General features: G+C 71.0%; 28 protein-coding genes and 1 pseudogene. 19 read left to right on the forward strand and 10 right to left on the reverse strand.

Going from position 1 to position 26,710, the window contains the following annotated elements; all coding sequences use genetic code 11:
* The first annotated feature begins 157 nt into the window (after window positions 1-157).
* From FHS29_RS32710 to FHS29_RS32720, 3 genes are read left to right on the forward strand one after another with little or no spacing between them, the layout of a single operon-like run.
* Window positions 158-931 carry an ATP-binding cassette domain-containing protein gene (locus tag FHS29_RS32710; RefSeq protein WP_184697724.1) on the forward strand — a complete coding sequence of 258 codons (774 nt, stop codon included), beginning with the start codon at window positions 158-160 and terminating at the stop codon, window positions 929-931.
* A gap of 11 nt (window positions 932-942) precedes the next feature.
* Window positions 943-2,376 (forward strand): sugar ABC transporter permease, encoded by a 1,434-nt coding sequence (locus FHS29_RS32715; protein ID WP_184697727.1) that lies wholly within the window; start codon window positions 943-945, stop codon window positions 2,374-2,376.
* 1 nt (window position 2,377) lies between these two features.
* Window positions 2,378-3,550, forward strand: a complete 1,173-nt coding sequence (locus tag FHS29_RS32720) for an ROK family protein (RefSeq protein ID WP_184697731.1) — start codon at window positions 2,378-2,380, stop codon at window positions 3,548-3,550.
* A 178-nt stretch (window positions 3,551-3,728) separates the two neighbouring features.
* Here FHS29_RS32720 and FHS29_RS32725 read toward each other — a convergent pair whose 3' ends face one another.
* On the reverse strand, window positions 3,729-3,908 hold the full coding sequence (locus FHS29_RS32725; protein WP_121011206.1) for a DUF7455 domain-containing protein: 180 nt from the start codon (window positions 3,906-3,908) through the stop codon (window positions 3,729-3,731).
* 583 nt (window positions 3,909-4,491) lie between these two features.
* On the opposite strand from FHS29_RS32725, the gene FHS29_RS32730 reads away from it, so the two are divergent.
* Window positions 4,492-5,232, forward strand: a complete 741-nt coding sequence (locus FHS29_RS32730; protein WP_184697734.1) for a TIGR04222 domain-containing membrane protein — start codon at window positions 4,492-4,494, stop codon at window positions 5,230-5,232.
* Window positions 5,233-5,320: 88 nt separating this feature from the next.
* Here the strand turns inward: FHS29_RS32730 and FHS29_RS32735 are convergent, their stop codons facing one another.
* Both FHS29_RS32735 and ppgK read right to left on the reverse strand, forming a co-directional pair.
* A complete protein-coding gene (locus FHS29_RS32735; protein WP_312865200.1) occupies window positions 5,321-6,631 on the reverse strand; it encodes an RNA polymerase sigma factor in 1,311 nt (436 codons plus the stop codon).
* 197 nt (window positions 6,632-6,828) lie between these two features.
* Entirely contained in the window at window positions 6,829-7,590 is a 762-nt protein-coding gene (gene ppgK / locus FHS29_RS32740; RefSeq protein WP_184697738.1) for a polyphosphate--glucose phosphotransferase, read from the reverse strand.
* Between the two features lie 95 nt (window positions 7,591-7,685).
* Here ppgK and FHS29_RS32745 point away from each other — a divergent pair, with 95 nt between their 5' ends.
* Complete coding sequence (locus tag FHS29_RS32745; RefSeq protein ID WP_184697847.1) at window positions 7,686-8,483, forward strand: inositol monophosphatase family protein; 798 nt, start codon at window positions 7,686-7,688, stop codon at window positions 8,481-8,483.
* A 330-nt stretch (window positions 8,484-8,813) separates the two neighbouring features.
* Here the strand turns inward: FHS29_RS32745 and cei are convergent, their stop codons facing one another.
* On the reverse strand, window positions 8,814-9,539 hold the full coding sequence (gene cei / locus FHS29_RS32750; RefSeq protein ID WP_184697740.1) for an envelope integrity protein Cei: 726 nt from the start codon (window positions 9,537-9,539) through the stop codon (window positions 8,814-8,816).
* Between the two features lie 431 nt (window positions 9,540-9,970).
* Here cei and FHS29_RS32755 point away from each other — a divergent pair, with 431 nt between their 5' ends.
* Entirely contained in the window at window positions 9,971-10,270 is a 300-nt protein-coding gene (locus tag FHS29_RS32755; protein ID WP_121003693.1) for a DUF4193 domain-containing protein, read from the forward strand.
* Window positions 10,271-10,696: 426 nt separating this feature from the next.
* Here FHS29_RS32755 and FHS29_RS32760 read toward each other — a convergent pair whose 3' ends face one another.
* The gene (locus FHS29_RS32760; protein WP_312865201.1) at window positions 10,697-11,158 is read right to left on the reverse strand and encodes a DUF3093 domain-containing protein; all 462 of its coding nucleotides are present in this window, start codon (window positions 11,156-11,158) and stop codon (window positions 10,697-10,699) included.
* A 24-nt stretch (window positions 11,159-11,182) separates the two neighbouring features.
* On the opposite strand from FHS29_RS32760, the gene dut reads away from it, so the two are divergent.
* Both dut and FHS29_RS32770 read left to right on the forward strand, forming a co-directional pair.
* The gene (gene dut, locus FHS29_RS32765; RefSeq protein ID WP_184697742.1) at window positions 11,183-11,650 is read left to right on the forward strand and encodes a dUTP diphosphatase; all 468 of its coding nucleotides are present in this window, start codon (window positions 11,183-11,185) and stop codon (window positions 11,648-11,650) included.
* Window positions 11,651-11,655: 5 nt separating this feature from the next.
* Window positions 11,656-12,279 (forward strand): DUF3710 domain-containing protein, encoded by a 624-nt coding sequence (locus tag FHS29_RS32770; protein WP_184697745.1) that lies wholly within the window; start codon window positions 11,656-11,658, stop codon window positions 12,277-12,279.
* Window positions 12,280-12,454: 175 nt separating this feature from the next.
* On the opposite strand, the gene FHS29_RS32775 is transcribed toward FHS29_RS32770, so the two are convergent.
* Window positions 12,455-13,147: an alpha/beta fold hydrolase gene (locus FHS29_RS32775; RefSeq protein ID WP_184697747.1), complete on the reverse strand. Its 693-nt coding sequence runs from the start codon at window positions 13,145-13,147 to the stop codon at window positions 12,455-12,457.
* A 107-nt stretch (window positions 13,148-13,254) separates the two neighbouring features.
* Between FHS29_RS32775 and FHS29_RS32780 the strand changes: the two genes are divergently transcribed.
* The 4 genes and pseudogenes from FHS29_RS32780 (at window position 13,255) to FHS29_RS32795 (ending at window position 15,557) form a co-directional block, all read left to right on the forward strand.
* A complete protein-coding gene (locus tag FHS29_RS32780; protein WP_184697748.1) occupies window positions 13,255-13,632 on the forward strand; it encodes an OB-fold nucleic acid binding domain-containing protein in 378 nt (125 codons plus the stop codon).
* Window positions 13,629-14,327: a DUF3159 domain-containing protein gene (locus tag FHS29_RS32785; protein ID WP_184697750.1), complete on the forward strand. Its 699-nt coding sequence runs from the start codon at window positions 13,629-13,631 to the stop codon at window positions 14,325-14,327. Before FHS29_RS32780 ends, FHS29_RS32785 begins: the two co-directional genes overlap by 4 nt.
* A gap of 306 nt (window positions 14,328-14,633) precedes the next feature.
* A pseudogene (locus FHS29_RS37310) lies at window positions 14,634-15,153 on the forward strand (DddA-like double-stranded DNA deaminase toxin).
* Window positions 15,141-15,557, forward strand: coding sequence for an Imm1 family immunity protein (locus FHS29_RS32795; protein WP_312865202.1), 417 nt, complete (start codon window positions 15,141-15,143; stop codon window positions 15,555-15,557). Before FHS29_RS37310 ends, FHS29_RS32795 begins: the two are co-directional and overlap by 13 nt.
* Window positions 15,558-15,570: 13 nt before the next feature.
* Here FHS29_RS32795 and FHS29_RS32800 read toward each other — a convergent pair whose 3' ends face one another.
* Both FHS29_RS32800 and FHS29_RS32805 read right to left on the reverse strand, forming a co-directional pair.
* On the reverse strand, window positions 15,571-15,747 hold the full coding sequence (locus FHS29_RS32800; RefSeq protein WP_184697756.1) for a DUF397 domain-containing protein: 177 nt from the start codon (window positions 15,745-15,747) through the stop codon (window positions 15,571-15,573).
* Window positions 15,744-16,589, reverse strand: coding sequence for a helix-turn-helix domain-containing protein (locus FHS29_RS32805; RefSeq protein WP_184697758.1), 846 nt, complete (start codon window positions 16,587-16,589; stop codon window positions 15,744-15,746). The genes FHS29_RS32800 and FHS29_RS32805 overlap by 4 nt, the downstream gene beginning before the upstream one ends.
* 87 nt (window positions 16,590-16,676) lie before the next feature.
* Between FHS29_RS32805 and FHS29_RS32810 the strand changes: the two genes are divergently transcribed.
* Entirely contained in the window at window positions 16,677-16,883 is a 207-nt protein-coding gene (locus tag FHS29_RS32810; protein ID WP_184697759.1) for a hypothetical protein, read from the forward strand.
* Here the strand turns inward: FHS29_RS32810 and FHS29_RS32815 are convergent.
* Both FHS29_RS32815 and FHS29_RS32820 read right to left on the reverse strand, forming a co-directional pair.
* The gene (locus FHS29_RS32815) at window positions 16,861-17,517 is read right to left on the reverse strand and encodes a potassium channel family protein (RefSeq protein ID WP_312865203.1); all 657 of its coding nucleotides are present in this window, start codon (window positions 17,515-17,517) and stop codon (window positions 16,861-16,863) included. The two genes, FHS29_RS32810 and FHS29_RS32815, sit on opposite strands and share 23 nt — an antisense overlap.
* A 1-nt stretch (window position 17,518) precedes the next feature.
* On the reverse strand, window positions 17,519-18,181 hold the full coding sequence (locus FHS29_RS32820) for a potassium channel family protein (RefSeq protein WP_184697762.1): 663 nt from the start codon (window positions 18,179-18,181) through the stop codon (window positions 17,519-17,521).
* Between the two features lie 82 nt (window positions 18,182-18,263).
* Between FHS29_RS32820 and FHS29_RS32825 the strand changes: the two genes are divergently transcribed.
* The 6 genes from FHS29_RS32825 (at window position 18,264) to FHS29_RS32850 (ending at window position 26,398) form a co-directional block, all read left to right on the forward strand.
* Window positions 18,264-20,408 carry an APC family permease gene (locus tag FHS29_RS32825; RefSeq protein ID WP_184697792.1) on the forward strand — a complete coding sequence of 715 codons (2,145 nt, stop codon included), beginning with the start codon at window positions 18,264-18,266 and terminating at the stop codon, window positions 20,406-20,408.
* The gene (locus FHS29_RS32830) at window positions 20,405-21,634 is read left to right on the forward strand and encodes a class I SAM-dependent RNA methyltransferase (protein WP_184697795.1); all 1,230 of its coding nucleotides are present in this window, start codon (window positions 20,405-20,407) and stop codon (window positions 21,632-21,634) included. Before FHS29_RS32825 ends, FHS29_RS32830 begins: the two co-directional genes overlap by 4 nt.
* 71 nt (window positions 21,635-21,705) lie before the next feature.
* Window positions 21,706-23,604 carry a 1-deoxy-D-xylulose-5-phosphate synthase gene (dxs, locus tag FHS29_RS32835; RefSeq protein WP_184697797.1) on the forward strand — a complete coding sequence of 633 codons (1,899 nt, stop codon included), beginning with the start codon at window positions 21,706-21,708 and terminating at the stop codon, window positions 23,602-23,604.
* A gap of 218 nt (window positions 23,605-23,822) precedes the next feature.
* On the forward strand, window positions 23,823-24,455 hold the full coding sequence (locus tag FHS29_RS32840; protein ID WP_312865204.1) for a slipin family protein: 633 nt from the start codon (window positions 23,823-23,825) through the stop codon (window positions 24,453-24,455).
* Between the two features lie 120 nt (window positions 24,456-24,575).
* The gene (locus FHS29_RS32845) at window positions 24,576-25,262 is read left to right on the forward strand and encodes a response regulator transcription factor (RefSeq protein WP_184697800.1); all 687 of its coding nucleotides are present in this window, start codon (window positions 24,576-24,578) and stop codon (window positions 25,260-25,262) included.
* An 8-nt stretch (window positions 25,263-25,270) separates the two neighbouring features.
* A complete protein-coding gene (locus FHS29_RS32850; RefSeq protein ID WP_184697856.1) occupies window positions 25,271-26,398 on the forward strand; it encodes a sensor histidine kinase in 1,128 nt (375 codons plus the stop codon).
* The last annotated feature ends 312 nt before the right edge of the window (window positions 26,399-26,710 follow it).

The raw sequence follows: 26,710 nt of genomic DNA on the forward strand, positions 1-26,710 counted from the left end.
CGCTGGGGGGGGTGTGTGTGTGGGGTGTTCGCTATCGACCTCCTTAGTTACCGGTTTGCGTCTCCCCCCCCCCGCCAAACCCCCGACTCCCCGGCGGCCGAGCCGCCGCGACGAAGTCGCGGCAATCCAACACAGCGGCCAAACGAAAGAGCCAACAGTGAGCGAGCCGATCCTCGAACTCCGCGGTGTCAACAAGAGCTTCGGTCCTGTGCACGTCCTGCACGACATCGACTTCACCGTCCAGGCGGGCGAGGTGACCGCGCTGGTCGGCGACAACGGCGCGGGCAAGTCGACCTTGGTCAAGTGCATCGCGGGCATCTACCCGACGGACTCCGGCGAGGTCCGGTTCAACGGCAGGCCGGTGCACATCGACGGCCCGCGCGACGCCGCCCGCCTCGGCATCGAGGTCGTCTACCAGGACCTGGCGCTGGCCGACAACCTGGACGTGGTGCAGAACATGTTCCTCGGCCGGGAACGCGGTCGGTTCGGCCTGCTGGACGAGGCCGACATGGAGCAGGCCGCCCGCAAGACGCTGACCTCGCTGTCGGTCCGCACGGTCAAGTCGGTGCGCACGCAGGTCGCGGCGCTGTCCGGCGGCCAGCGGCAGACGGTGGCGATCGCCAAGGCCGTGCTGTGGAACAGCCGGGTCGTGCTGCTGGACGAGCCGACCGCCGCGTTGGGCGTCGCGCAGACCCGACAGGTGCTCGACCTGGTCCGCAGGCTCGCCGAACAAGGCCTCGGCGTGGTCCTGATCAGCCACAACATGAACGACGTCTTCGAGGTCGCGGACCGCGTCGCGTGCCTCTACCTCGGCCGGATGGCCGCCGAGGTGCACACCAGGGACGTCACCCACGGCCAGGTGGTCGAGCTGATCACCGCGGGCCGCTCCGGCGAGCTCGGCATCGCCCGTCCCGAATCCGCCACCATCTGAAGGACCCCGGCATGACCAACACCACCAGCGAGGCGGCGCCGCAGGACTCCCCGCCGCCGGCCGCGATCTCCGACTTCGGCATCGACACCACTTCGAGGTCCACCGGCGAGGCCTTGCGCGACTACGGAGCCCGGCTGCGCGGCGGCGAACTCGGTCCGCTGCCGGCCCTGCTCGGCATGGTCGCGCTGCTGATCGTGTTCGGCTCGATCGCCGACACGTTCCTCACCCTGGGCAACATCGCCAACCTCCTCGCGCAGGGCGCGAGCATCACGATCATCGCCATGGGCCTGGTGTTCGTGCTGCTGCTCGGCGAGATCGACCTGTCCGCCGGCACCGCGTCGGGCGTCACCGCGGCCGTCATGGCGCTGCACCTGGTCAGGGGCGGCAACCTGCTCGGCGGCATGGGTGACGTGGTCTTCTCCGTGTTCTGCGGCCTGCTGGTGCTGGCCGTGCTGTTGGCCGCGGTGATGCGGATCTGGGCCGGCGCCGCGCTCTCCGCCGTGGCGCTGCTGATCGCGCTGGTCGGCGTGCCGCCCAACCCGTGGGTCGAGATGCTGCTGGCGGTCTGCGTCGGCACCGCCATCGGCTGCGTCACCGGCTTCCTGGTCGCCAAGGTCGGCATCCCGTCGTTCGTGGTGACGCTCGCGCTGTTCCTGGCGTGGGGCGGGGTGGTGCTCCAACTGGTCGGGCAGGGCGGCACCCTCGGCCTCAACGACCAGGTGCTGTTCGAGGTCGCCAACGGCAACCTGACGACGGCCGGCTCGTGGATCCTCTTCGTGGTCGCGGTCGGAGGTTATGCTGCCGTCGTGCTCGGCAGGCATTTCTCCAGGTTGCGCAAGGGCCTGGTGGCTTCCCCCACCCCGTTGGTGCTGATCAAGGTCGGCGCGGTCGTCGTGCTCGCCGCCGTCGGCACCTGTCTGCTGACGCTCGACCGGTCGCGGTCCGACATCGTGGTGATCAGCGGCGTGCCGTACGTGGTGCCGATCGTGCTGGTGCTGCTGGTGATCGGCACGTTCGTGCTGGAGCGCACCCGCTACGGCCGGCACGTGTACGCGGTGGGCGGCAACCAGGAAGCGGCTCGCCGGGCGGGCATCGACGTGGCCCGGGTCCGGATGAGCGTGTTCGTGATCTGCTCCTCGGCCGCCGCGATCGGCGCGATCGTCTACTCGTCCAAGGTCGGCTCGGTCGACCCGAACGCCGGTGGCGACAACACCCTGCTGCTGTCGGTCGGCGCGGCGGTCATCGGCGGCACGTCGCTGTTCGGCGGCAGGGGCCGGCTGCGGGACGCGGTGATCGGTGCCGCGGTGCTCGCGACCATCAACAACGGCATGGGCCTGCTCAAGCAGCCCGCCGCCGTGGTCTACATCGTGACCGGCCTGGTCCTGCTGCTGGCCGCCGGCGTCGACGCGCTGTCCCGTCGCCGGGCGGCGGTCGCCCCGCGCTGACGTGACGACACCCACCGCCGGCGCACGGCCCGACGAGGTCCGCAGGCACAACCGCACGGCACTGCTGCGCAGGCTGCACGTGGACGGCCCGTCCACCAGGGCGTCGCTGGCGGCTGAGCTGGGTCTCAACCGCAGCACGATCAAGGCCCTGGTGGACGGTCTGGCCGAGTCGGGCGTGGTGGCCGAACGGGTGCCCGCCCAGCGCTCCGGCGCGGGCCGCCCGTCACTGCTCGTGCTGCCCCGGCCGTACGCCGCCGTGGTGATGGCGATCGACGTGCGGGTCGAGCAGGTGGCGATGGCCTTCGTCGGTCTCGGCGGCGACCTGCTCGGCCGCGACTCGTGGAACCTGCACCACCGGTCCCGCGACCCCGGCGAGGTGATCACGCACGTCGCCGACTCGGCCAAGCTGCTGGCCGACGAGCTGGACGTGGTGCCGGTCGGCGTCGGCGTGTCCGTGCCCGGCGTGGTGCGGCGCTCCGACGGCCTGGTGCACGAGGCGCCCAACCTGCACTGGACGGACGTGGCGCTGGGCGAGCGGCTGTCGGCGGTGCTGAAGGTGCCCGTCCAGGTCGGCAACGACGCCGAGCTGGGGGCGCTGGCCGAACACGTGCGCGGTGCGGCGCGCGGGTCGTCCGACATGGTCTACATCTCCGCCGACGTGGGGGTCGGCGGCGGCGTGATCTCGTCCGGCATGCCGTTGCGCGGCACCGGCGGGTACGTGGGGGAGCTGGGGCACATGGTCGTGCGCCCCGGTGGCCGGCGGTGCTACTGCGGCTGTCAGGGCTGCTGGGAGACCGAGGTGGGGGAGGCGGCGCTGTGCCGTGCCCTGGCGTTGCCCGAGGACGCGCCGCGCGGTGCCGTGGTCGCCGAGCTGAGGTCCCTGGCCGCGTCACCGGAGGCCGTGGCGCACCGCCTGGGCGAGTTCACCCAGTGGCTGGCCATGGGGCTGGTGACTGTGGTCAACATGCTGGGCCCGGAGCAGGTCGTGCTGGGGGACCTGTTCACCGCGCTGCCGGACCAGGTGGTCGACCGGGTGCGCGCGATCGTGCAGAAGCAGAGCCTGGTCAGCCGGGCGGTCGGCGGGACGCGCATCGTCAGGTCCCCGCTCGGACGTGACGCGAAGCTCATCGGGGCGGCCGAACTGGCCTTCGAACCCGTGCTCGGCACCGTCTGACCTGCGCATTCGCGCCGCTCAAGAGTTCGTACCGCCTGGCAGCCACGCGCCGCCCGAGGCCGTTCCGGCCCTGATCCGGGTCGTTCCGGGGTGGTCCGGAAAATGCAGGGGGGCGGAGACCCAGTGGATCTCCGCCCCGGACGGCTAGGGTGCTACAGGCCTCGCGGCCTGCTTGTGTTCAGCCCTGCTGCAGTTCGGCAGCGAGTTCGCGCAGCTTCGTGCTGTGCTCGCGGGCGTGGTGCCCGCAGAACAGCAGCTCGCCCCCGGAGGGGAGAACGGCGCGTACCTGGGCAGCAGCCCCGCAGCGGTCGCAGCGGTCGGCAGCGGTCAACTCGGGGCGGGTGAGCGTGGTAGTCATGGAAATCTCCCTCCGTCCCGGCACCGGGGATCGGTGCCCTCACACCTAGCTGCGACCACTCCACAACTGGCTGGTGCGTCGTGCTCGCTGGCTCCACTCTTGCAGACGCACGGGCGTAAGTCAGTGTTCCCTGGGCCGTGGCGACCCGCGTCACTCACCATTTACCCGCGCTCCCGGACGTTCGAACCTGGCACTTCCACCGGTTCGCCCGCCGGTGCTCACGTTCCGCTGTCGTGCCAACGCTTTCAGACCTGCGGATACGGTGTCGCGAGCGCTTGCGCTGGGCCGAACGGTGGGCCACCGATGGGCTGTTCTGTGATCGGTAACACTTTGGTCAGCCCAGAGCGAACACGCCCCCGGATTCCACGATCCGGACGAATCCCGCCCCGTTGACCGGCCCTTCGACCACGGGCCGGCGGAGTCGATCGGCCACACCGACATGTCCGAAAGGGCACTCTCGCGGCGCAGGCGACCGGTGGCCGTGCTCGGGCCGCAACGATGGTGAGGACGCAACGGATGGCTCGTCGCGGGCGCCCGGACCGCGGCGGGTGGCCGGCTTCGCAGTGGACAGGGGGAGATGACGGTGGCGACTTCGTGGACACCGACTTCGGCTGGTTCGGCGGTCGAACTGCTGCCCGAGGAGCACGGGTTCCTGATGGCCGGGCGGGGGCGCGCCGCCGAGGTGGCGATCGTGTCGCTGGTCGAGGCGGGCGCCGCGCGGATCTCGCGCGAAGGCCTGGTGAGCGCGGTGCGCACGCACCAACGGGCGTGGACGCCGTTGCAGACCGCCGTCCTGCGGTCGACGCCGCGTTCGCTGGGCGACGTGGTGTCGGCGACAGCGGGCAGCGCGGAGGCCGAGGCGATGCACCTCGACCTCATCGAGCGCGGCTACCTGCGAACCGCCCGCAGCCGCCGGGCGGGGCGGTGGGCACCGCTGCTCGTTTTCATCGTCATGTTCACCGTATTGGTCACTCTGAGCGACTACATGCGCTTCGAACATGCCGTGGGCGTGTTCCTCGGCGGGGTCCTGCTGCTCTTCCTGCTCAGCCGCGCGGCACGGCCACACACCGCGTTGGGGCGCGCGACGGTGAAGCGGCTGAAGACGTTCGCCACGACTGCGGACCGGGTGGCGCTGGTCGCTTACTACGGGCTGCTGGGGGAGGTGGCCAAGGTCCCGGTGTGGCATGTGCTGGGCATGGCGCCGGAGGCGGCGGGAACGCTGCGCCGCCGGCCGCGATCCGATGCGTCGGGTAGCGGCTGCGGCAGTTGCTCCAGCGGGTCCGGCTCGTCGGACGGCGACGGTGGTGACGGCGGCGGCGAGTGACGAAGGGGGCTCTACCGCCCGGCGTGCCTACGAAAAACGCCGGTGACCCGCGAATTCGCGGGTCACCGGCGTTCTCAGTACGGAAATCTCAGTCCAGGTAGTCGCGCAGCACCTGCGAGCGCGACGGGTGGCGGAGCTTGGACATCGTCTTCGACTCGATCTGGCGGATGCGCTCCCGCGTCACGCCGTAGACCTGGCCGATCTCGTCCAACGTCCGGGGCTGGCCGTCGGTCAGGCCGAACCGCAGCCGCACGACGCCCGCCTCGCGCTCGGACAGCGTCGCCAGCACGGACTGGAGCTGGTCCTGGAGCAGCGTGAACGACACCGCGTCCACGGCCACCACGGCCTCCGAGTCCTCGATGAAGTCACCGAGCTGGCTGTCGCCCTCGTCGCCGATCGTCTGGTCCAGCGAGATGGGCTCACGCGCGTACTGCTGGATCTCCAGCACCTTCTCCGGCGTGATGTCCATTTCCTTCGCCAGCTCCTCCGGCGTGGGCTCGCGGCCCAGGTCCTGGAGGAGTTCGCGCTGGATGCGGCCCAGCTTGTTGATGACCTCGACCATGTGCACCGGGATGCGGATGGTGCGGGCCTGGTCGGCCATCGCGCGGGTGATCGCCTGGCGGATCCACCACGTGGCGTACGTCGAGAACTTGTAGCCCTTGGTGTAGTCGAACTTCTCCACCGCGCGGATCAGGCCGAGGTTGCCCTCCTGGATCAGGTCCAGGAACGCCATGCCGCGACCGGTGTAGCGCTTGGCCAGCGACACCACCAGGCGGAGGTTGGCCTCCAGCAGGTGGTTCTTGGCGCGCTCGCCGTCACGCACGATCCAGCGCAGGTCCCGACGCAGCTGCGGAGTCAGCTTCTCGGTCTCCTCCTCCGCCCGGCGCACCCGCTCGGCGGCGTAGAGGCCGGCCTCGATGCGCTTGGCGAGTTCGACCTCCTCCTCCGCGTTGAGCAGGGCGACCTTGCCGATCTGCTTGAGGTAGGCGCGGACCGAGTCGGCGGACGCGGTGAGCTCGGCGTCCTTCCGGGCCTGGCGCAGCGCCTCGGACTCCTCCTCGTCCCAGACGAAGTCGCCTTCGCCGGGCTTGGCCTCCTCCTCGGCGGGCTCCTCCTCGACCGGCTCGTCGATCAGCTCGACTTCGTCGACCAGGTCGTCGTCACCGGGGACGCCTTCGATGTCCTCGGGCTCGTCGCCTTCGCCCGCCTTCTTGGTCTTCACCGGGCCGCCGGCGGGGGCGGCCTTGGCGGCCGTCTTGCGCGGCGCCCGCGTGGCCGTCTTGCCCGCCGCGGCGGTCTTCGCCGCCGGCTTCTTCGCCGGGGCCTTCCTCGCCGAGGTGGCCTTGGGCGTCTCCTCGGCGTCAGCCTGAGCTGCCTGAGTCGTCTTCGCGGCTGCCACGTACGCCCTTTCGCGACTGTCGATCAAGGCAAACCGAAGGGCGCGAACCTCGGTCGCCGGAGTACGGGGGAGAGCCCGCCGGATGCTTCGTCAGCGGGGCACCGTTCCATTGTAACGACGAGAATCGCGTGTCGATGCGCATCACCCGGTTCTGGTCCGCACCGGCACGCGTTCTCGCAGCTAGAAGGCTCGCGAAATCAGTGCCGCAGACCGTGCGCGGCGGCCACGGCCGCGCCCACGATGCCCGCGTCGTTCTTCAGCGCGGCGGCCACGACCTCGGTGCGCACGTGCAGCAGCGGCAGCCACTTCTCCGCCTTCTTGCTGACCCCGCCGCCCGCGATGACCAGGTCCGGCCAGATCAGGTTCTCCAGCACGCCCAGGTACCGGGACACCCGCGGCGCCCACTCCGACCAGCTCAGGCCCTTGTCCTCCTTCACGGAGGCGGCGGCACGGGACTCCGCGTCGTGCCCGTCCACCTCCAGGTGGCCGAACTCGGTGTTCGGCACCAGCTCCCCGTCCAGGAACACCGCGCTGCCGATGCCGGTGCCGAAGGTCAGCAGCACGACCAGCCCGTCCCGGCCCCGGCCGGAGCCGAACCGCATCTCGGCGATGCCGGCGGCGTCCGCGTCGTTGAGCACGACGACGTCCTCGGGCGCCTTGCCGAGGCGCTGCGCGAACAGCGCGGCGGCGTCCGTGCCGATCCAGTGCTTGTCCACGTTGGCGGCGGTGTGCGCGACTCCGCGCTTGACCACGCAGGGCAGTGTGACGCCGAGCGGACCTTCCCAGCCGAACTTCTCGACGATCTCGGCGACCACGTCGGCTACCGCGTCCGGCGTCGACGGCTGTGGCGTCGGGATGCGCAGGCGCTCACCGTCCAGCGCACCCGCCTCCAGGTCCACCAGACCACCCTTGATGCCCGAGCCGCCGATGTCCACGCCGAACCCGCGGGTCATGCCCATTCCCGTGGCCCTTCCTACTCGATTCAGCAACCGTGGCCGCAGACACTAGCCTGCGATTCCCCGATAGTCCCGCGAGAGTGACCCAGGAGGAACAGTTGCAGGTCGATCCACGCGCGTTGGTCGAAGTCGCGGTACAGGTGGGGCGCGAGGCGGGCGACCTCGTGCGGACCATGCGGGCCGCCGCCGTGCCGGACGTGGACACCAAGAGCACCATCACCGACGTCGTCACGGCCGCGGATCGCGCGTCCGAGCAACTGGTGCGCCGCCGGTTGGCCGAACTGCGCCCCGGTGAGCCCGTCATCGGCGAGGAGGAGGGCGGTGACGCGGTCGACGGTCTGACCTGGGTCGTGGACCCGATCGACGGCACCGTGAACTACCTGTACGGCATTCCCCACTACTCGGTGTCCATCGCGGCCCAGGTCGACGGGGTGTCGGTGGCCGCGGCGGTGGTCGAGCCGGCCAGTGGGCGGGTGTGGACGGCGTTCGACGGGGGAGGGGCCTGGCTGGACGGGCAGCGCCTCGCCGTTTCGGGCGCGACCCGATTGGATGTCTCGCTGCTGGGTTACGGGTTCGCCTACCGGGCGGAGCGGCGGCAGCGGCAGGCGGAGACGTGGGCGCGGATGGCGACGCTGCTCCGCGACATCCGGCGGGCCGGTGCGGCTTCGCTGGACCTGTGCGCGGTGGCGGCGGGGCGGCTGGACGCCTACGCGGAGCACGCCCTGGGGCGGTGGGACTGGGCCGCGGGGGCTTTGCTGGCCCGTGAGGCGGGAGCGGTGGTGTTCCTGCCCGGGCAGGCGCCGGAGCTGGGCGCGGACGCCACGTTCGCCGCTGCGCCGGGTATCGCGGACGCCCTGTACGCGGCTCTGGTGGAGCACGGGTTCGGCAAGGTCTGACGCGGGCGGGTCTCGCAAGCTTTTCGGTGCGAAAGTTCGGCCTGACCAGTTGAACCACGACCTGGAACCTCGATGCGGTGGCCGGGCCCGGTGAGCGTGCCGAAAGCCTGCGAGTTCACAGCGATGGGCCTTGGCCTCCGGCCCCCGGTTCCATGATCTCACCGGGCACCGACAATTCAGGCGTTACCGCAGGTCAGCGCGTCGAGTGACATCACCGGTCGGTACGTGACCGGAACGTCGGCGTGGGACGTCAGGAGTCGAACGGCGGCGCGACCGGAACAGCGGGGGTCGGCAGGACCCGCATGGCGGGCGCGTGCCGGCTTCGGTCGGTCAGCAGTGCACGTCGCGGGCGGCTTGGAGGTTGTCCGGGTTCAGCGTCGGCGCACCGCGTTCGGCGACCTGGCCGCCCTGGCGGTCGGGCTGCTGCTCGGCCCACGACGCGAGCTGGTCCAGCACCTTCCGAGCGTCGTGGTTGGGCTTGATCTCGCTGAACTTCTTCCCGATGGCCACGTCCACGACCGCGTCCTGGCGTTCGTCGCGGACCAGTTCCAGGCACGGTTCGACCAGGCTCAGCGTCCGGGCCGCGCCAGCGCCCGGCGCGCCGAAGCGGATCTGGCCGCGGCAGGCCATGTCCTGGGCCGGGTACACCGGGTCGTTGCCCGGTTCGGCCGCCTGCTTCATGCCCAGCTCGACGAGCGTGGTGGCGACGAACCTGGCCTGGTTGCGCTGGGTGCTCGCGTTGTACGCGCGGAACTGCACCTCGCCGACCGGGATGGGGTCCGTGCGGTCCAGGGCGTCGTGGCCCAGGACGGCACCCGGCGTGGGCGTGGTCGGAGCGGGCTGCCCACCGCCCTCCGACGGTGGCAGGACACCCGACGACGGGGCGCTGCCGGGGGTGTTGCACCTGATCGCCGCGTCCACGTCGTCCGCGTCCGCCAGCACGCGGTTCCACACCACGACCGCCGTGACGGCGAGCACCACGAACAGCACGAGCGCCGGCACCGGCCGCCGCTTCCGGTACCGCGACGACCCGCTGTTCACCGAACCGGGCCTCACGTCCGCCGACCTCCCCTATTGGCGTAGTGCTGTTGTGATCAGGCTATGCCGCGTCCCACGATCCCGCGTCCCGGGTCCGGTGTAGCGGGCCGCAATCACCCGGTCGCGGACGGTCAGCGGTGCTCACAGGCATCGCAGCACGGTCGCGCCGGGTGGGCAAGGCCCGTGCGAAGCCTATCGGGCCAGCGTGCGGAGGTCCTGTCACCCGTCTGCTCAATTAGGGGGAACCCGGTGCGCGGGCCCTCGAACGATGAGCTACCCTCTCGGCGCTCCGCGCGCTCCCGGACTCCTGATTGCGTCGACTTACAGGGGGTTGGCGCCCGGCCGCGCGAGCGAGACCTCCGTCACTGGGGACGGAGGGCACAAACAGGGGCGCTGGTGCGTTTACCAGCGACACGAACAGTCTCCGTTGACCGCAGGGGTGAAAGAAGATGGCGACCGACTACGACGCACCGCGTCGCAGCGAGGCAGATGAACTCGCTGAGGACTCCCTTGAGGAGCTCAAGGCGCGGCGCAATGAAACGCAGTCCGGGGTCGTCGACATCGACGAGGACGCGTCTGCCGAGAACTTCGAGCTGCCGGGCGCCGACCTGTCCGGTGAGGAACTGACCTTCAAGGTCCTGCCGAAGCAGGCGGACGAGTTCACCTGCTCGAAGTGCTTCCTCGTACACCACCGCAGCCGCCTCGCCGAGGAAGTGAACGGCCAGTACATCTGCCGCGACTGCGCCTGAGCAGCGCGGACAGACAGGCCCGCAGCACCGACGACCCGTTCCTGGGCGCTCACCCCAACCGCCGGGGTGGCGCCCAGTCGCGTTCCACCGCCACGTGCCGCGCCGGGTGCCCCCCGTCGCGGGACCGACCACCCGGCCCGGTTCGCGGTCCCACGGCCGGCTCAGGTCGCCGCACGGCGGGCTCCGGCTCGCGGACTCGGCAGTCGCCGACTCGGACAGCTGCCGAAGCGGCGGTCGCGGACTCGACGGCCGGCCCACGCGGTCTCAAGCCGGCCAGGTTCGCGGGCCGCGAGCAGACCCGACACGGCGCAGGCAGACCTGACGCGAACGCGAGTGGTGATCGGAAGTCCGTACCCGGTCGCGGTGCCGTGCGCGGCTCCACCCGCCTGGTGTAGCTCGGTCGGCTGCACCTGATCGGGTTGGATTTCAGCCCTTCAGGGCGGCGACCAGCTTCTCCGGCGACCGGACGCTGACCAGCCAGTACGGCGTCGGGTCGTTCGGGTCGTCCAAGGCGATCCGCACCATGGGGCCGACCCAGCCCCGGTGGGCGACGAACGCCATCGGGTCCAGGTGCGGACCCATCGCCTTGCGCTTGGTCTTCGCGTCGAACACCTCGGCCTCGCCGAGCAGGTCCAGCGGCACGTGGGCCTGGCCGACCCGCAGCTCCCCGCCGGACACCTCCACCTTCAACGAGCCCATCCGCCACACCAGCAGCAGCGCCAGCGGCACGGTGACCACGTACGGCAGCCAGGACCGCACACCGGGGAACCCCATGTGGATCTCGGCGGCCAGCAGCGTCGCCCCGGCCAGCGGCAGCAGCCAGCCCCACCAGGGCACGAACAGCCGTTCACGGAACGCGATCGGGGCGGTCACAGCACTCTCGCTCACACGACCAGGGTAGTCTCGCGCGCCGTGCCCAGCGTCGAGGTCCTGCTGTCCCGGCTCGATCCGTCCGTACCGCCCCCGTCGTACGCCAGACCGGGTGATGCGGGCGCGGACCTGGTGACGACCTCGGACGTGGTGATCGAACCGGGCGAGCGCGCCGTGGTGGGCACCGGCATCGCGATCGCCCTGCCGGAGGGCTACGCCGGGTTCGTGCACCCGCGCAGCGGGCTGGCGGCCAGGGTGGGGCTGAGCGTGGTCAACACACCGGGCACGATCGACGCCGGCTACCGGGGCGAGATCAAGGTATGTCTGGTCAACCACGACCTGCGCGCACCGGTGGTGCTGGCACGCGGTGACCGGATCGCCCAGCTCGTGGTGCAGAAGGTGGAGCACGCGGTGTTCCGCGAGGTCGATGAACTGCCCGGCTCCGAGCGGGGCGCGGGCGGCTACGGCTCTACAGGCGGGCACGACGTGCTCGCCCGGACGGAGGGGTAAAGGCGATGTTCGGAAAGCGCCGCAAGCGCGGTAGGCACTCCGCGAACCGGGGGACGGCGCAACCGGAGGTCGAGTCCGGCGAGGAGTTCCCCGAGGACGGTCCGTTCGACGAGTCGCTGGCTCCCGAGGACGGCCTGACCAGGCTGGACCTCGGCTCGATCCGGCTGCCGGTGCCCGACGGCGCGCAGTTGCAGGTCGAGATGGACCCGGCGGGGGCGGTGCGCGCGGTGCACCTGCTGACGTCGGTCGGCCAGCTCACGGTCAGCGCGTTCGCCGCACCGAAGTCGGACCGGCTGTGGCCCGAAGTGGGTGCGGAGCTCATCGCGCAGCTCAAGGGCGACGGGTTCCGGATCAACCGGGAGAACGGCGACTGGGGCGAGGAGATCTCCGCCCGCAACAACGAGGTGCACCTGCGCTTCGTCGGCGTGGACGGTCCCCGGTGGATGCTGCGCGGTGTCGCGGCGGCGCCCACGGAGCAGCAGTCCGCGCAGGCCGTGGAGGCGCTCTACGAGCTGCTCAGGGACACCGTCGTGGTGCGCGGCACGCAGCCGATGCCGGTGCGCACCCCGCTGCCGATCGAGCTGCCCGAAGCGATCGCCCGGCACATCGCCGCCCAGCAGCAGGGCTAGCACCCGGCTGGAGGGACCGGCTGCCGAGCCAGACCGCCGCAGAGCCGGACCACAGCAGGGCCGGCCCGCAGTAGAGCCGGACCAACAGCAGGGCCAGGTCGCAGCGGAGGACAGGCCACAGCAAGGTCAGGCGGCAGCGGCGGGCAGGCCACAGCACGGTCAGGTCGCAGCACAGTCAGGCCACGGACAGATAGGCGTCGAGCGCGGCGCGGCCCAGGGCTTCCCGGTCCGCGCCGAGCGCCGCCAGCGTGGTCGTGCGCAGAGCGGCACGGGGCAGCGCCGCAACCCACTCCCGGGCGACTTCCAACGGGTGAACCTGGTCGTCCGTGCACGCGGCCACCCCCACCGGGACGTTCAGCCCGCGCAATTCACCCGAAGTGGGTGCCGTGGACGTGGCGGATTCCCGCAGCACCGAAGCCAGCCGAGCCCCGTACCTGGGCCAAGCCCGGCGCAACTCGTCCCCGAGCCACCCGTCGACCCCGGCGAGCGCGGCATCGAGCGCGGCATCGAGTCCTTGACCGTCAACCGAAGTCGCGCTCACCGACGCGGCCGACGCGGCGGGTGCGCCCGCCGCCGGGCCCAACCACGCGGGCAACGCCGCGAGCACCCCCGCACACCGTTCCGGGTGTCGCACCGCCCACCCCGCCGCGACGTGGGCCCCGAGCGACACACCTCCGACGACCAGCGGTTTTCCGTCCCACGCGGCGTCCAGCGCGGCGAGGTGCCCGGCGATGGACCGGGACGCCGGGGCTACCAGCGCGAACCCCGCGTCGGCCAACGGCCGCGCGAACGCGGACCGGACGAACACCTCGTCGGAAGCCGTGCCGGGCAACAGCACGACGGTGGGCGGCGAGTCCGACGAAGTCATGAGTTCAGATCCTCCCCCAGTCGGATACCCGGTCGGGTGCACCCGGTTACGCTGGCTCTCGGACGGGCTTCGCTGTCGAGGCCCACGGATGCACCCGGGAGTCGGGGATGACTAACACTGGGGGCGGCTACTGGCGCCGCCTCGTGCGTCGGCTGACCACCGACGTCAGCGAGCTGGACGCCGACGACCTCTCCCGAAAAGCCGTGGAGGTCGGCGCCGTCCGCGCGTGTGACTGCCAGTCCGGCCAGGAGGTGACGGTGCTCGGCAGGCTGCGCAGCGTGGAGCTGTGCCCCCGGGATGCCGCCGCCACGCTGGAGGCGGAGTTGTACGACGGCACCGAGGGCGTCACCCTGGTCTGGCTGGGACGGCGGCGGATCGCCGGCATCGAACCGGGCCGCACCGTCAAGGCCCGGGGCCGGATCGCCGTCCGCGACGGCCGCAAGGTGCTCTACAACCCCTACTACGAGTTGCAGAACGCTTCATGACGACAACCGGATCCGAGAAGCAGCCGACCCTGCTGGAGCAGATGGGCGGGGTCAGCGGGCTGCTGTTCTCGTCCCTGCCGGTGGTGGTCTTCGTCCTGGTGAACGCCTTCGCGGGGCTGATGCCCGCGATCTGGGCCGCCTTGGGCTCGGCCGTGGTCATCGGCATCGTCCTCGCCATGCGCAAGGGCTCGATCCAGCCGGCCGTCTCGGCGGTGTTCGGCGTGGGCATCGCGGCCTTCATCGCCTACCGGACCGGGGACGCCAAGGGCTTCTTCCTGTTCGGCATCTGGCAGAGCCTGGTCTACGGCGGTGGGTTCCTGCTGTCCATCCTGGTCCGCTGGCCGCTGGCGGGCGTGATCTGGAGCGTCCTCAACGGCCAGGGCACCGCCTGGCGCAAGGACCGCGCCTCGGTCCGCGACTACGACATCGCGACCCTCGTCTGGGCGCTGGTGTTCGGCGCGAGGTTCGTGGTGCAGCGCTGGCTGTACGACGAGGCGTCGGTCGGCTGGCTGGCCGCCGCGAAGCTGGCCATGGGCTACCCGCTGATGGCCGTCGCCCTGATCGCCACCGTGTGGGCGGTACGCCGGTCGGACAAGCGCCTCAAGGCCGCCCAGGAACGCGAGGAAGAGGAAAACCGCGAAGCGGAAGCCCGTCTCCGCGCCCAGACCAACCCCACCACGGCCGACGAGCACTAGCCCGACCCGCACCGGCCACCGCCGTGCGCCAGTGGCCGGGTAGGCGGACCGCACCGTCCCGCGGGAAGGGGCCGGTTGGCGTCGCTCGATGAAGTGGCGAAGCAGGTGTCCGGCGCCTGTGACAAGGCGTCGGAGTGCAAGGACGCGTTGGCCGCCGCGCGGGACTTGGTCGAGGATGCTCACGCGGCGCTCGCGACAGCACTCACCGACTCGGTCTCGGACGAAGCGGCCGTGGCACAGGTGCTCGCCGCCTTCACGAGGGTGACGGTCGGGATCGCAGAGCTGTGGTCCGTCCTCAATGGCGCCATGAACCGCGCCCAGGCCATCGTGGACGCGCTGACCGGCGGCGCCTCTCCGTCATCGCCCCGAGACGCGCCACCGCTCGGATCGTCGGCAGCACGGGCAGTGCGGTCGCCCGACTCGTCCGAGCGCATTGAAGCGCTCCGCCGAGAGTTCCCGCCGTCGGTGGTGCCACGAAGCGGTGACAAGACGCACGGCCGGTGGATCGGTCCCGACGGATCGGCTCGGCCGATCGTCAGCGGGAAGGACGAAATCTACGGCGAAGCGATCCAGGTGTTCAAGGAAATGGGATCACGGCATGTCCCGCAGCGGGCGTCCGATGTCGAGATGAAACTCGCCGCACATGAGGAAACATGGAATACGCGCAGCTGTGCTGATCGTCAACCACGTGCCGTGTCTAGGTCCGCTGGGATGTGACGAGCTGGTGCCGGTCATCCTTCCCGAAGGATCTTCCCTTACCGTGTACGGTGCGAATGGGTTCGTCCGGGAATATCAGGGAGGCGGGACTTCGTCGTGGGTGCCCTAACCGTCTACTACGCTCACGAGCACGGCAGAAAAGGTATCGAGGTCGCCTCGGTGGATGAGGTGGACGCCCTGGTCAACCGTGTGTTGGCGACATCATCCGAAGAAGCACCGGTCCTGATGCAATTGTACGTCGCAAGTGATGTCCACACTCAAGAACTGTCTGCGGGCGTGGTCGGCGATCGCGGTGTGCTGAGATACGCCGGGCGTGACTGGTTCGAAGGCGTGTGCAGCCTGGGTGAGGGTCGAGGCGGTGGAGAGCCGTTGCTGTACTTCTACATGGACAGCGACACGGAATTTCCCTCCAACGCCGAGGTGCCGCTGGACGTCGTTCGTCAGGCGATCAAGGACTACCTCGTCGCCGACGGTGCCCGGCCGACCTGTGTCAGCTGGCAGCCCGACCACTGAACGCGAGCGGGCGTCAGCGGCGCTTCAACGCGTCGCGGAACGCCGTGAAGGCAGCGTTGGAGAAGGCGAGAACGGGGCCGGAGGCATTCTTCGCGTCCCGTACGCTCGACTCACGTTGCGTGAACAAGACTTCGACGCAGTTGTTGGTCTGATTGCTGCGGCTGCTCTTGCGCCACCCGGTCGGGGTCACTTCATCTCCTTGGCGATCCCCCTGATGAACGCCAGGGAGTCCGCCGGACTCAGGGCCTGGTTGGCCGACTCGGCAAATGCGACGGTGTACTCGCGTACCTGTTGACGGCGCTCCAGGAGCGTGGTCGAGGTGAGCGTCTCCTGATATACCAGGCCCGGCAGGTGCGGTGAAGGGAACGTCAGGACGTAGAACGATCCGCCCAACGCCGAGTACCCGCCCGCGCTGAACGGCAGCACGCGGATTTCCACCTGGTCGGCCATCGAAGCGAGGTGGTCGAGTTGGTCGCGCATGACCTCGGGACCGCCGATCTGCTGCCTCAGGACGGCCTCGCTGAGCAGGATCGACAGTCCGATCGGGTCGTCGCCCTCCAGCCGCACCCGACGGGCCAGGCGGGCTTCGACGCGCGGCTCGACCTCGGTGAGCCGGTTGTAGGGCGAACCGGTCGTCATGGTCTCCGTCGCGTACGCCACGGTTTGCAGCGGACCCGGTACGAAGCAGCTCTCGTAGACCCGCAGGGTGTCGGCGGCGAACTCGAAACCCAAGTAGCGCAGGAAGTCCTCGTTGAACAGCCAGCTGTAGCGGTGGTACCAGTCGCGCTGCTCGGCCCGTGCCCGCAGTGCCGACAACTCGCCGATCTCCTCGTCCGCCAGCTCGAACAGCTTGCCGAGCTTGAGCAGGTTGGCCTCGGTGATCTTCTTCCGACCGGTCTCGACCGCCGACAGGTTGGGCTGCTGCATCCGGACCGCCTTGGCGGTGCCGCCCACCGAGAGCCCGAGCTGGTCGCGGTGCTCCCGGAGCCGGAGGCCGAGTTCCCACGCCGCCGCGATTGCCGAAGATGCCATGCCGCAAGTGTCCAGCCTAAGCTCCAGCATGGATAGTCACTCGATCGTGGCATGGCCATAGATATGTATCGGCCATACGCTGAGGCCATGTTCATCGGAATGGGATCAGCCAGGGTGTCCGCGACCATCGACGTGCACGGGGACACCGCCATGACCTGCACCGTCGACCCGAACGGCCAGGTCGAGATCGGCCTGGGCGAGGACTCCTACCTGTTCCTCACCCGCGCCGGCGCCACCAGGCTCGTCGGCGTCCTCGCCGACGCCGGCCTGGTCAGTACCCCAGCGACGACCTGATCTCCCGCTCCACGTCCGCCGCCGCGACGAACAGCAGCTCGTCCCCGCCCTCCAGCGTGTCGTCGGGCGTCGGCACGATCACCCGCCCACCCCGCAGGATCGTCACCAGAGCCGCGTCCCGGGGCAGGTTCAGCGAGTTCACCGGCGACCCGCCCAGCGGTGTGTCCGCCGGCAGGGTGATCTCGACCAGGTTCGCCTGCCCCTGCCGCAACGTCATCAACCGGACCACGTCGCCCACGGTCACGGCCTCTTCCACCAACGCCGACAGGATCCGCGGCGTCGACACCGCGACATCCACGCCCCACGACTCGGTGAACAGCCACTCGTTCGTGGGGTTGTTCACCCGCGCCACCACCCGCCGCACCGCGAACTCGGTCTTGGCCAGCAGCGACACCACCAGGTTGACCTTGTCGTCCCCGGTCGCCGCGATCACCACGTCGCACAGCTGCATCCCGGCGTCCTCCAGCGAGGACAGCTCGCAAGCGTCCGCCTGCACCCACTCGGCCTGCTCCACGGTGTGCGGCTCGAAGTGCTCGCGGTCCCGTTCGATCAGCATCACCTGGTGCCCGTCGGCCACCAGCTCGGCCGCGATGGACCGACCGACCGCCCCGGCCCCCGCAATGGCGATTCGCACCTCAGCCCTCCTCGGGAGCTTGGGCCGCCGCAGCGGCCACGTCGGTCACGGTCCCGGACAACGCCGCCACGTAGACCACGTCATCAGCCTGCAACAGCGACTTGGCATCCGGCAGCACGCCGGTCCCGAACCGCATCACGAACGCCACCCGGCACCCCGTGGCGTCCTCCAGCTCGCGCACCGGGCGCCCGACCCAGTCCTCGTGCAGGTCCAACGGCAGCACCGCCACCGACCCGGACGGATCGCGCCACGCGGTCGCCGCGCCCTCGGGCAGCAGCATCCGCAGGAACCGGTCCGTCGACCACGGCACGGTCGCCACGGTCGGAATCCCCAACCGCTCGTACACCGCCGCGCGCTTCTCGTCGTAGATCCGGGCGACCACGGCCTCCACGCCGAACGTCTCCCGCGCCACCCGCGCCGAGATGATGTTCGAGTTGTCGCCGCTGGACACCGCCGCGAACGCACCCGCCCGCTCGATCCCGGCCTCGATCAGCACCCGCTGGTCGAACCCGTTGCCGATCACCTGCTGGCCGTGGAAGTCCGCGCCCAGCCGGCGGAAGGACTGGACGTCCTTGTCGATCACCGCGACCTGGTGGTCCAACCGTTCCAGGGCCTTGGCCAGGGACGAGCCCACCCGGCCGCAGCCCATGATCACCACGTGCACGAAAGCCTCCTGAACGACGCCTGGGGAGAACCTACCCACGATTACTCCGACCAGGGGACCTGACCCCTTACGCTTTCCACCCGTGTCCAAGCTCGCAACCGCGGCCAAGCGCCTCCTGGTCGGCCGCCCCTTCCGGAGCGACCGGCTGGCCCACACCCTGCTGCCCAAGAGGATCGCCCTGCCGGTGTTCGCGTCGGACGCCATGTCGTCCGTCGCGTACGCGCCGGAGGAGATCTTCCTGGTGCTCTCGGTGGCGGGCCTGAGCGCCTACACCATCGCGCCCTGGGTGGGCGTCGTGGTCGTGGTGGTCATGCTGACCGTCGTCGCGAGCTACCGGCAGAACGTGCACGCCTACCCGTCCGGCGGCGGCGACTACGAGGTGGCCACGGTCAACCTCGGCCGGCGGGCGGGCCTCACGGTCGCCAGCGCCCTCCTGGTCGACTACATCCTCACCGTCGCGGTCTCCATCGCGTCGGCCGCCGCCAACATCGGCTCGGCCATCCCGTTCGTCGCCACCCACAAGGTCGAGTTCGCGGTCGCCGCGATCGTCATCCTGACCGCCATCAACCTGCGAGGCATCCGCGAGTCGGGCTCGGCGTTCGCCATCCCGACCTACGCGTTCATGGTCGGCATCCTGATCATGATCGGCTACGGCCTGGTCCGTGGCCTGCTGCTGGGTGACGAGATGCGCGCGGAGAGCGCGGGCCTGGAGCTGCGCGCCGAGGACGACCACCTGATGGGCCTGGCGTTCATGTTCCTGGTCCTGCGCGCGTTCTCGTCCGGCTGCGCCGCCCTGACCGGTGTGGAGGCCATCAGCAACGGCGTGCCCGCGTTCCGCAAGCCGAAGTCGCGCAACGCCGCCAGCACCCTGCTGGCGATGGGCCTGATCGCGGTCACCATGCTGATGGGCCTGATCGTGCTGGCCCAGCTGACCGGCGTGCGGATGGCCGAGGACCCGAAGCACCAGCTGGTCGACGCGCCCGCGGACTACGAGCAGAAGACCATGGTCGCCCAGATCGCGGGCGCGGTGTTCGAGGGCTTCCCGGTCGGCTTCTTCTTCATCACCGGGGTCACCGCGCTGATCCTGGTGCTGGCCGCGAACACCGCGTTCAACGGCTTCCCGGTGCTCGGCTCGATCCTCGCCCAGGACCGCTACCTGCCCCGCCAGCTGCACACCCGGGGCGACCGGCTGGCGTTCAGCAACGGCATCCTGTTCCTGGCGGGCGCGGCGATCATCCTGGTCGTCGCGTTCGACGCCGAGGTCACCAAGCTCATCCAGCTCTACATCGTGGGCGTGTTCGTGTCGTTCACGATGAGTCAGACCGGCATGATCCGGCACTGGAACCGGATGCTGGCCTCCGAGAGCGACCCGGCGGTGCGCCGCCGGATGCGCCGCTCCCAGGCGATCAACGCGTTCGGCCTGCTGATGACCGGCTCGGTGCTGATCGTGGTGCTGCTCACCAAGTTCACCAAGGGCGCGTGGATCGCCATCGCCGTGATGGCCGCGATCTACGCGCTGATGACGGCGATCCGCCGGCACTACGACCGGGTCGCCGAGGAGCTGCGCCAGCAGGAGCGGCAACGCCTGCTGCCCGCCCGCAACCACGCCATGGTGCTGGTCTCCAAGCTGCACATGCCGACCCTGCGCGCCCTCGCCTACGCCAAGGCCACCCGGCCGGACGTGCTGGAGGCGGTCACCGTGAACGTCGACGACGCGGACACCCGCAGGCTGGTGCAGGATTGGGAGAAGGAGAACTTCAAGGTGCCGCTGAAGGTGATCGAGTCCCCCTACCGGGAGATCACCAAGCCGGTGCTCGACTACGTCAAGCGCGTCCGCAGCGACAACCCGCGCGACGTGGTCACGGTGTTCATCCCCGAGTACGTGGTGGGCCACTGGTGGGAGCAGGTGCTCCACAACCAGAGCGCGCTGCGGCTCAAGGGCAGGCTGCTGTTCCAACCGGGGGTGATGGTGACCAGCGTGCCGTGGCAGCTCGCGTCGTCCAGGAAGGTGACGCACCGGGACGTGGTCGCGCCCGGAGCGATCCGGCGCGGCCTGGACAAGCGCGCCCCCGGAGCGCGGGGCACCGAGGCACCGGGCCCGCGAGTACCCGGCGGGCAGGCACGGGGCACCGAAGCACGAGGTACCGAAGCACGAGGCCCGGAAGCGCGTGGCCAACGGGAGCGTGGCCAACAGGAGCGTGGCCAAGAGGAGTGGAACGGCAAGTGACGGCCACCTGGAAGCAGCGGCTCATCGAGGTCGAGGTCGGCGCGGTGGCGCACGGCGGGCACTGCGTCGCCCGGCACGAGGGCCGCGTGGTCTTCGTCCGGCACGCGCTGCCCGGCGAGCGCGTCCGGGTCCGGATCACCGAGGACACCGGCGGGTCGTTCTGCCGCGGCGACGCCGTGGAGATCCTGCAAGCGTCACCCGATCGGGTGGAACCGCCGTGTCCGTTCGCCGGTCCGGGCCGCTGCGGCGGCTGTGACTGGCAGCACGCCTCCTGGCAGGCGCAGCGGGAGCTGAAGGCCGCCGTGGTCGGCGAGCAGCTGCACCGGCTGGCGAAGCTGGACTGGGAGGTCATCGTCGAGGACCTGCCCGGCGGGCCCGCGGACTGGCGCACCCGGATGCGGATGGCGGTCGGGCCGGACGGCCGGGCCGGGTTCCGCGCCCACCGCAGCCACGACGTGATCCCGGTGGACGACTGCGTCATCGCCGTGCCCGGCGCGCTCGACGACGTGGTCGACCGCACCTGGCCGCCGAAGTCCGAGCTGGTGGTGACGCGCGACGCGGGCGCCCGGGTGCACCTGACCGAGATCGGCCCGCCGGTGGTCAGGCGAGGTCGCCCGGTGCCCGGCCCGGCCCGTCGCCGCAGGGGCAGCGGCACGGCCACCGAACTGGCCGCGAACCGCGCCTGGAACCTGCGCGCGGACGGCTTCTGGCAGGTCCACCCGGCCGCCGCCGACACGCTCGCCGCCGTGGTCCGGGACTGGGCGGACTGCCGGCCCGGCGAACGCGCCTGGGACCTCTACGGCGGCGTGGGCCTGTTCGCGTCCGTGCTGGCCGAGCAGGTGGGCGTGACCGGTTCGGTGGCCGTGGTCGAGTCCTCGTTCCGGGCGGTGGAGGACGGCAGGCTCAACCTGTCCGACCTGCCCCAGGTCGGCTGGCACGTGGGGCGCACCGAAGCGGTGCTGGAGACCGCCGAGTTCACCGGGGCGCGGCCGGACGTGGTGGTGCTCGACCCGCCGCGCAAGGGCGCGGGCCGGACCGTGGTGACCGCGATCGCCCGCAGCCGCCCCGACCGTGTGGTCTACGTCGCGTGCGACCCGGCGGCACTCGCCCGTGACATCGCCGCGTTCGCCCACCACGGCTACGAGTTGACCCAGCTCAGGGCGTTCGACGCGTTCCCGATGACGCACCACGTGGAATGCGTGGCACTGCTGCGACCCGTTCGCTGAGCGGCGTCTCAGCCGGTGGTCCGTAGACTGACCGGACGATCGGGGAGCCAACCACAGGGCGAGGTGGAGCGGTGACGCTGCTGGAATCCGTGCACGGACCGGCGGATCTGAAACGGCTGGAACACGACGGGCTGGTGCAGCTCGCCGACGAGATCCGGCGGTTCCTGGTCGACAAGGTCTCCCGGACCGGCGGGCACCTGGGCCCCAACCTGGGCGTGGTCGAGCTGACCATGGCGGTGCACCGGGTGTTCGACTCCCCGCACGACCCGGTGGTGTTCGACACCGGCCACCAGAGCTACGTGCACAAGATCCTCACCGGCCGTGCCGACGAGTTCGACACGCTCCGCCGGCGCGGCGGCCTGTCCGGCTACCCGTCGCGCGCGGAGAGCGAGCACGACGTGGAGGAGAACAGCCACGCCTCCACCGCGCTGTCCTACGCCGACGGCCTGGCCAAGGCGTTCCAGCTGACCGGGCGGCGCGGCCACGTGGTCGCGGTGGTCGGCGACGGCGCGCTGACCGGCGGCATGTGCTGGGAGGCGTTGAACAACATCGCCGCCGGCCGCGACCGGCCCGTGGTCATCGTGGTCAACGACAACGGCCGGTCCTACTCGCCGACCATCGGCGGGCTGGCCGACCACCTGGCGTCGCTGCGCCTCCAGCCCGGCTACGAGCGGGCCCTGGAACGCGGCAAGAACGCCCTCCAGTCGGCACCGTTCGTCGGCAAGCCCCTCTACGCGGCCCTGCACGCGGCCAAGCGCGGCATCAAGGACGCGCTGAGCCCGCAGGCGCTGTTCGAGGACCTCGGCCTGAAGTACATCGGCCCGGTGGACGGCCACGACCACCTGGCCCTGGAGTCGGCCCTGCGCCGCGCCAAGTCGTTCGGCGGGCCGGTCATCGTGCACACGGTGACCCGCAAGGGCAACGGCTTCGCGCCCGCCGAGAACCACGAGGCCGACCAGATGCACGCCACCGGCGTCATCGACCCCATCACCGGCGAGAACATCGGCCCGGCCAAGCGCACCTGGACGCACGTCTTCGCGGACGAGCTGGCCGCGCTCGGCGGCGAGCGCCAGGACCTGGTGGCCATCACGGCCGCCATGCGCGGCCCGACCGGGCTGGACAAGTTCGCCGGCCTCTACCCGGACCGCTGCTTCGACGTCGGCATCGCCGAACAGCACGCCATGACGTCGGCGGCCGGTCTGGCGATGGGCGGCCTGCACCCGGTGGTGGCGGTCTACGCGACGTTCCTGAACCGGGCGTTCGACCAGCTGCTGATGGACGTGGCCATGCACCGGCAGGGCGTCACGGTCGTGCTGGACCGCGCCGGCATCACCGGCCCGGACGGCGCGTCCCACCACGGCATGTGGGACCTGTCGATCTGCGGCCTGGTCCCCGGCATCCACGTCGCCGCCCCGCGCGACGCGGCGACGCTGAAGGAGGAGCTGCGCGAGGCCGTGGCGATCTCCGACGGCCCGTCCGTGGTCCGCTACCCGAAGGCCTCGGTGGGCGAGGACCTGCCCGCGCTCGAGCGGATCGGCGCGGTCGACGTGCTCAGCCGCTCCGGCGACGACGTGCTGCTGGTGGCGGTGGGCGCGTTCGGCTCGCTGGGCGTGGCCGCCGGTCAGCGGCTGGCCGACCAGGGCATCGGCGTGACCGTGGTGGACCCGCGCTGGGTGTTCCCGGTGTCCGACGACCTGGTCGACCTGGCCTCCCGGCACCGGCTCGTGGTGACCGTCGAGGACGGCGGCCGGCACGGCGGCTTCGGCTGGGCGCTGGCCGCCGCCCTGCGCGACGCGGAGGTGGACGTCCCGCTGCGCGACCTGGGCGTCCCGCAGGCGTTCCACGAACACGGCGAACGCGCCGAGGTGCTCGCCGACCTCGGCCTGACCGCCCAGGACGTGGCGCGCCGGATCACCGAGTGGGTCGCGGCGGCCGAACCCGCCGGAATAGACGCGACCGTGCGGAAGTAACCGACTACCCTTCCTCCCGCACCGGCGAGCGGCCCGGACGGCGATGCCGTCCCGGGTTCCGCGATACCAGCCGGAAAGCAGACGCGCGGTAGGACGCGACGGGTTCACACCCCTTCGACCGCGCCCCCGGCCGACCACCGGGCGACGGGCCCTGCGAGCCCCGGGCTCCCGCCTGTCGTCCCAAGGTCGGGGGCGCGGTGCGTCCCGAGGGAGGGACAGTGAGACACACCCTGCTGCCGTGGGAACGCGGCGTGCACTTCCGCCGTGGCTGCCTGGTCGGCGAACTGGGGCCCGGCGAGCACGACCTCGGCCGCCGGGACACCCTGCACCGGGTGGACACCCGTGCCCGCTCGCACACCCCGGCGTGGCAGGACGTCCCGACGTCGGACGGCGTGCTCGTCCGCGTCACGCTGGTGGTCACCTGGTCGGTCGCGGACGCGACCGCGTTCGTGGTGGCCGCGGCGGACCCGGCCGCCGAACTCCACCTGGCCCTGCAACTGGCCCTGCGCACGGCGGTCCTCGCCCGCACCCACGACCGGGTGGACCCCGACCGGAGCACCGTCGCCGACGAGGTGCAGGACATCGTCCGCCCCAAGGCGGTCCCCCTCGGCGTCGACCTGACCGCCGTCGCCGTCCGCGACGTGGTGATGCCGACCGAACTGCGCAAAGCGGCCTTGGCCGAACTCGTCGCCCGCAGCGAAGCCCGCGCCGCCCTGGAACGCGCCCGGGGCGAGACGGCGGCCCTGCGTTCCCTGCTCAACGCGGCACGGCTGGCCGAGGAGCACCCGGCGCTGCTGCAACTGCGCTCCCTGCAATCGGCCCAGACCGTCGTCGTCCGCGAATCCCGCTGAACCACCGCCGGCCGTGGCTCGCGGGACCACCACGTGACCGGGGGCGATCCGGTCGTCGGGGCGGGTGGCCCGGCTCGGCGCGCTAAGCGGCTTCTCAGGGATGTGTGGCACCTTTGTGTGGTGCGGATCCTGGTAGTCGAGGACGAGGTGCCCCTGGCCGACGCGATCGCGCGTGGCCTGCGGCGCGAAGGCATGGCCGTGGACGTCGCCTACGACGGCGAAACCGGCCACGAGAAGTCGACCGTGACGCGGTACGACGTGGTCGTGCTGGACCGCGACCTGCCCGGCATGTCCGGCGACGAGCTGTGCAAGGAGATCCTCAGCTCCGGCGCCCTCACCAGGGTCATGATGCTCACCGCCAGCGCCGGCCTGGACGACCGCGTCGCGGGCCTGTCCCTGGGCGCGGACGACTACCTGGCCAAGCCCTTCGCGTTCCCCGAGCTGGTCGCCCGCGTCCGCGCGCTGGCCCGCCGCGCCACCCCGGCCACCCCGCCCCTGCTGACCGCCCGCGACGTCGAGCTGGACCCGGCCCGGCGGACCGTGCGGCGCGCCGGGCAGCCGGTCGAGCTCACCCGCAAGGAGTTCGGCGTGCTGGAGGTGCTGCTCGCCGCCAAGGGCTCCGTGGTCAGCAGCGAGGAACTGCTGGAACGCGTGTGGGACGAGAACGCCGACCCGTTCACCACGACCGTCCGGGTCACCGTGATGACGCTGCGCAAGAAGCTCGGCGAGCCCGGCATCATCGACACCGTGGTCGGCTCCGGCTACCGGGTGCCCACCGCCGGCACCGCTGAGGAAGGCGCGCGCTGAACGCTGGGCTGCGCCGCCGCGGACCGGGACTCCGGGTCCGGCTCACGTTGCTCGCGACCGGGCTGGTGGCGTTCGTCAGCGCCCTGCTCCTGCTGCTCGGGTGGATGCTGGTCGGGCGGGTGGTCGCCTCGTCGCCGAGGTTCCCGGACGGCAGCACCGTGCGGGTGGACGGCGTCGAGGTGGACGCCGGGGTGCTCGCCGACACCCTCGGTCAACAGGCCCGCGACGACGTGCTGAGGTCCGGCTCCATCGCGTTCCTGTGCGTGGTCGCGGCGGCGGCCTTGCTGGCGTGGACCGTCACCGGGCGCGTGTTGCAGCCCGTGCACGACGTGACCGACGCGGCGCGCAAGCTGTCCGCCGAGTCACTGGGGGAGCGGCTACGGCTGGCCGGCCCCCGGGACGAGGTCGCCGAGCTGGCGGACACCTTCGACGAGATGCTCGACCGGCTCCAGGCGGCGTTCGACTCGCAGCGGCGGTTCGTCGCCAACGCCTCGCACGAGCTGCGCACGCCGTTGTCGGTGATCCGCACCGAGCTGGACGTGACGCTGACCGACCCCGATGCCGACGAAGCCGAGTTGCGGCGGATGGCGTCCGTGGTGCGTGCGGCGACGGAACGGGCCGAGCAGTTGGTCAGCGCTCTGCTGCTGCTGGCGCGGACCGACGGGCTGGGGCTGGCGGTCCGCGAGCCGGTCGACCTGAACGCCGTGGTGGAGTCCGCCTGGAACGCCGTGCGGAACGAGGCCGCCGAACGCCAGGTGCGCGCGTCGTTCGTGACCGGACCCGCGCCCGCCGTCGGCGATCCCGCGCTGCTGGAGCGGATCGCGGGCAACCTGCTGGAGAACGCCGTGCGGCACAACCTGCCCGGCGGGTGGATCGAGGTGCGCACCGAAGGCGGACCCGAGTGGACGTCGCTGCGGGTGTCCTCGTCCGGCCCCGTGATCGCCCCGGACCGGGTGGACGAGCTGTTCGAGCCGTTCCGCCGGGGTGGGACCGACCGGACCGCGCGCACCGGCACCGGCCTGGGGCTGTCCATCGTGCGGGCCGCCGTCGCAGCTCACGAGGGCCGCGTGCACGCCACGGCCATCCCCGGCGGCGGGCTCTCGGTGGTCGTCGCGCTGCCTTCGTCGCCGCACTGAAAACTCGCTGGCGTGGCCCCGGTCACACATGATCGGGTTTTCGGGTGATGACTTGGGGTACTACCTGCGGAAACAGGGCTCCGAACCCCCGATTTGTCTCTGCGTTGGGCGGGGTGTAACTTTCTCCATGTCAGCGCGGAACGGGCCGGGAAAGCCGGAACGGAGCGCGGCGCACAAGCCCCGGAGCAGGTCACTCGGTTCGAGTGGTTTTCGATGGTGAGCGCGTGTTCTTTGAGAACTCAACAGCGTGCCGAATAGCCAGTAAATTTATGAACCTCGTCAAGAGGTTTCCTTTGAGATTGACTGGACAAC

This window comes from Saccharothrix tamanrassetensis, assembly GCF_014203665.1.
Taxonomy (GTDB): Bacteria; Actinomycetota; Actinomycetes; order Mycobacteriales; family Pseudonocardiaceae; genus Actinosynnema; species Actinosynnema tamanrassetense.

Coding starts and splice junctions, on each gene's coding strand:
- FHS29_RS32715 (WP_184697727.1), top strand. CDS start 943: ATGACCAACACCACCAGCGAGGCGGCGCCGCAGGACTCCCCGCCGCCG.
- FHS29_RS32725 (WP_121011206.1), bottom strand. CDS start 3,908: ATGACTACCACGCTCACCCGCCCCGAGTTGACCGCTGCCGACCGCTGC.
- ppgK (WP_184697738.1), bottom strand. CDS start 7,590: ATGGGCATGACCCGCGGGTTCGGCGTGGACATCGGCGGCTCGGGCATC.
- FHS29_RS32755 (WP_121003693.1), top strand. CDS start 9,971: ATGGCGACCGACTACGACGCACCGCGTCGCAGCGAGGCAGATGAACTC.
- FHS29_RS32770 (WP_184697745.1), top strand. CDS start 11,656: ATGTTCGGAAAGCGCCGCAAGCGCGGTAGGCACTCCGCGAACCGGGGG.
- FHS29_RS32775 (WP_184697747.1), bottom strand. CDS start 13,147: ATGACTTCGTCGGACTCGCCGCCCACCGTCGTGCTGTTGCCCGGCACG.
- FHS29_RS32780 (WP_184697748.1), top strand. CDS start 13,255: ATGACTAACACTGGGGGCGGCTACTGGCGCCGCCTCGTGCGTCGGCTG.
- FHS29_RS32785 (WP_184697750.1), top strand. CDS start 13,629: ATGACGACAACCGGATCCGAGAAGCAGCCGACCCTGCTGGAGCAGATG.
- FHS29_RS32805 (WP_184697758.1), bottom strand. CDS start 16,589: ATGGCATCTTCGGCAATCGCGGCGGCGTGGGAACTCGGCCTCCGGCTC.
- FHS29_RS32810 (WP_184697759.1), top strand. CDS start 16,677: ATGTTCATCGGAATGGGATCAGCCAGGGTGTCCGCGACCATCGACGTG.